This window comes from Streptomyces sp. NH27 (genome assembly GCF_056859195.1).
This window is the reverse complement of sequence record NZ_JACEGK010000678.1, coordinates 1-3,542: the sequence shown is the minus strand read 5'-3', so window position 1 is coordinate 3,542 and position 3,542 is coordinate 1. Positions and strand designations below refer to the sequence as shown.

The window sequence follows — 3,542 nt, the reverse complement described above, 5'->3', positions numbered from 1 at the left end:
CTCCACCCCGACCCCCACCGACAACAGCGCGTCAGCGACAATCTCGGCCCCCTCCTCATGCCAGTTCACTGACGCGTGATCCGGCAGCACCGACCAGGATCGTACGAGCGCGGCCCGCCGCTCAGGGTCCGGCTCGGTCCACTCACCGGTGGTGACACCGATCGGAATGCCCGGCGCGGACGCCCGCACCGCCGCGACCGCGGCGTCCACACTCACCGCCGCCATCGTGTCGGCGCCCTGGTCGTCCTTGGGGTGGATATGGATCGAGCGGGCGCCGAGGAAGACGGCCTCGGCGGCCGCGTCGCCGAGCTGCTGGGGCGTCACCGGCAGCCACTCGCACGCGGATCGGTCTCTGGTGCCGTTCAGGCATACCTGGAGCATGGCGTGATCATCCCAGCCGGGACCGCGGTCCCCGATCAGCCGAGGCCGTCCGGCGTCGCCGTGTCTCCCCTCGACCGGTGTGGCCACCCTCCCGTCTCGCTCCTCGGGCCGACCCGCGCCGCGCGCGGCCGGCTTCCCGCCGCCCGGGTACTACACCACGGGCCCGTAGGGGGTGACGCGCGCGTGGTCGTAGATCGCGCGAAGCTCGGGCCGGCGGACCGCCGTCGCCGTATGGCGTGCCCGCTCAGTCGCCCAGCCGGTCGATCTGCCGGATCTTGTTGGTGACGTCGAGCGCCGCGACCTTGTAACTCTCGGCCAGCGTCGGGTAGTTGAAGACGGCGTCCACCAAGTAGTCGACGGTGCCGCCGCAGCCCATCACCGCGCTGCCGATGTGGATCAGCTCGGTCGCGCCGGTGCCGAAGCAGTGCACGCCCAGGAGTTTGCGGTCCGTGGGGGAGACCAGCAGCTTCAGCATGCCGTGTGCGTCGCCGATGATCTGGCCGCGGGCCAACTCGCGGTAGCGGGACACCCCGACCTCGAACGGGATGGCTGCGTCGGTGAGTTGGTCCTCGGTGCGGCCGATGAAGCTGATCTCGGGAATGGTGTAGATGCCGATCGGTTGGAGGTCGGGCATGCCGTGCACCGGCTCGTCGAAGGCGTGGTAGGCCGCGGTGCGGCCCTGCTCCATCGACGTCGCGGCGAGCGCCGGGAAGCCGATCACGTCGCCGACGGCGTAGATGTGCGGCACCGCGGTGCGGTAGTGCTCGTCCACCGCGATCCGGCCGCGCTTGTCCGCGCTCAACCCGGCCCGCTCCAGGCAGAGTTCCTCGGTGAGGCCCTGCCGCCCGGCGGAGTACATCACCGCGTCCGCGGCGATCTTCTTGCCGCTGGCGAGCACCGTGAGGGTGCCGCGTTCGTGCCGCTCCACGGCCGCGACGGTCTCGCCGAAGCGGAAGGTCACCGCGAGGTCCCGCAGGTGGTACTTGAGCGCCTCGACCACCTCGCCGTCGCAGAAGTCCAGCATGCCGTCGCGCTGTTCGACCACCGTGACCTTGCTGCCGAGCGCGGCGAACATCGAGGCGTACTCCATGCCGATCACCCCGGCGCCCACGATCACCATCGAGCGCGGCACCTGGTCCATGCTCAATACGCTGTCGGAGTCCAGCACGGTGCGGTCGTCGAACTCCACGCTCGCCGGGCGGGCCGGGCGGGTGCCGGTGGCCACCACCACGAAGTCCGCGGTCACCGCCCGCTCTCGGCCGGCGGCGTCGGTGACGGCGACGGTGTGCTCGTCGAGGAAGCGGCCGGTGCCCGGCAGCAGCGGCACCTGGTTGCGGCTGAGCTGGCTGCGGATCACGTCGACCTCGCGGCCGACCACGTGCTCGGTCCTGGAGGTCAGGTCACCGATGGTGATGTCGTCCTTGAGCCGGTAGCTCTGCCCGTACATGTCCCGCTGGTTGAGGCCGGTGAGGTAGAGGACCGCCTCGCGCAGCGTCTTGGACGGGATGGTGCCGGTGTGCAGGGACACCCCGCCCAACGTCCCCGGGCGGTCCACGATCGCCGCCCGTCTGCCGAGGTTGGCCGCGGCGATCGCCGCTTTCTGCCCGCCGGGACCGGAACCGATGACCAGTATGTCGTAGTCGCGCACCCGCAGAGTCTGTCATCGCCGCCCACGGCACCGGAAGGCGTCGGAGACGGCGGTTCGGTGACGTTTCCGCCGCGCGCGCCGACGCCGGCCCGCGCGGTGCGCGGCCCGGGAGCCGTCGTACGGCGCGGGCGGCCCGGCGAACTCCTTGGTGCCGGTGCCGGTGCCGGTGCCGGTGCCGGTGACCGCCGCGCGTGGCCGACCGGTCGTACCGCCATGAATGCGCCGCCGGCGGGCACACGACCGGCACACGGAGCGTGGTCGGGCTGGAGGAGCAGTGGCGAGAAGCAGGGTCAGGGCCGAGCGGGAGGCCGGGCAGCCCGTGCGGTCGAAGCGGCCCTCGACGGCCGTACGGCGTGCGGAGCCGGCCAGGACCGCGGCCGGACCCGGACCTGGACCCCGACCCGGACTCGGACATGGTGGTGGCGGCCTGCGGCGCACCCGCGCCGTGTGGAGGGTCGGCGCCACCCTCGTCCGGGCCCTGGCCGCTTCGTGGGACAAGGACGTCACGGAGCGCGCCGCGGCCCTGACCTACTACGCGGTGCTCGCGCTCTTCCCCGCGCTGCTGATGACGGTGTCGCTGCTCGGCATGGCCGGCGGGCCCTCCGAGAGCAGCCTGGCCGCGGGCGTCACCGCGCTGCTGCCCGCCGAGTCGCGGCCCGTGGTGGCATCCGCGCTCCAGGACATGGCGCATGACCACCGCGCGACGCTGTCGCTGGCGATCGGAGGCGGCCTGGGCGCCATGTGGTCGGCGTCCAGCTACGCGGCGGTCTTCCGGCGGGCCCTGCACACCATGTACGGCTCCGGCGAGCGGCGGCCGGCCTGGCGTACCGGCCCGCGGGTGGTGCTGACCTCCCTCACGCTGCTGGTGCTGCTGGTGGCGAGCGCGGTCTGCCTGGTGGTCACCGGCGCGATCGCGCACCGCACCGGCTCGGTGCTGCACATGAGCGGGCCCGCACAGGCGGCGTGGCGCGGCATGCGCTGGCCGCTGCTGCTGGTGGTGGCCGCCGCACTGGTCCTGGTGCTCTTCCGTACCGGCCCGCGCGGTACCCGGACGCTGCGTGCGATGGCGCCCGGCGGCGCGCTCGCGGTGGGGCTGTGGCTGGCCGGCTCGGCAGGGTTCGCCGTCTACACCGCGCACATGGGGACGTACAACCGCCTCTACGGTCCGCTGGCCGGCACGGTGATCTTCCTGGTCTGGCTGTGGTTCTCCAACCTGGCGCTGATGATCGGTGCCCACTTCAACGTCGAGCACGCGCGGGCCAGGGCGGTCCGGGCCGCCGCCGCGAAGACGGGCGGGGCCGCCGGCACGGGCGGTACGGACGGTCCGGGTGGCAACGGGACGAGCACCGGGCCGGCCGGCGCGGTCGCCGACCCCGGGACCGCGGGCCGCCCGGCGGCGGCGCCGTAGCGGCCACCGACCGGTGAGCGTGTACGGTGCCGGGCCGCCCGGCAGCCATGCGTACGGCGCCGAGCCGAGCCGCGGCAACCGCCCCCCACGCGGCAACCGCCCGCC

Annotated in this window: 3 protein-coding genes; 1 reads left to right on the top strand and 2 read right to left on the bottom strand. The window is 73.5% G+C overall.

Features of this window, described 5'->3' with window-relative positions; genetic code table 11:
- Positions 1-381, bottom strand: a 381-nt coding sequence (locus tag AC13HU_RS34270; protein WP_483045895.1) for a 3-keto-5-aminohexanoate cleavage protein, incomplete at its 3' end; no start/stop codon positions are given.
- 244 nt (positions 382-625) lie between these two features.
- Positions 626-2,029 (bottom strand): Si-specific NAD(P)(+) transhydrogenase, encoded by a 1,404-nt coding sequence (sthA, locus tag AC13HU_RS34265; protein ID WP_483045894.1) that lies wholly within the window; start codon positions 2,027-2,029, stop codon positions 626-628.
- A gap of 274 nt (positions 2,030-2,303) precedes the next feature.
- Between sthA and AC13HU_RS34260 the strand changes: the two genes are divergently transcribed.
- On the top strand, positions 2,304-3,437 hold the full coding sequence (locus AC13HU_RS34260; RefSeq protein WP_483045893.1) for a YihY/virulence factor BrkB family protein: 1,134 nt from the start codon (positions 2,304-2,306) through the stop codon (positions 3,435-3,437).
- Positions 3,438-3,542: the final 105 nt, after the last annotated feature.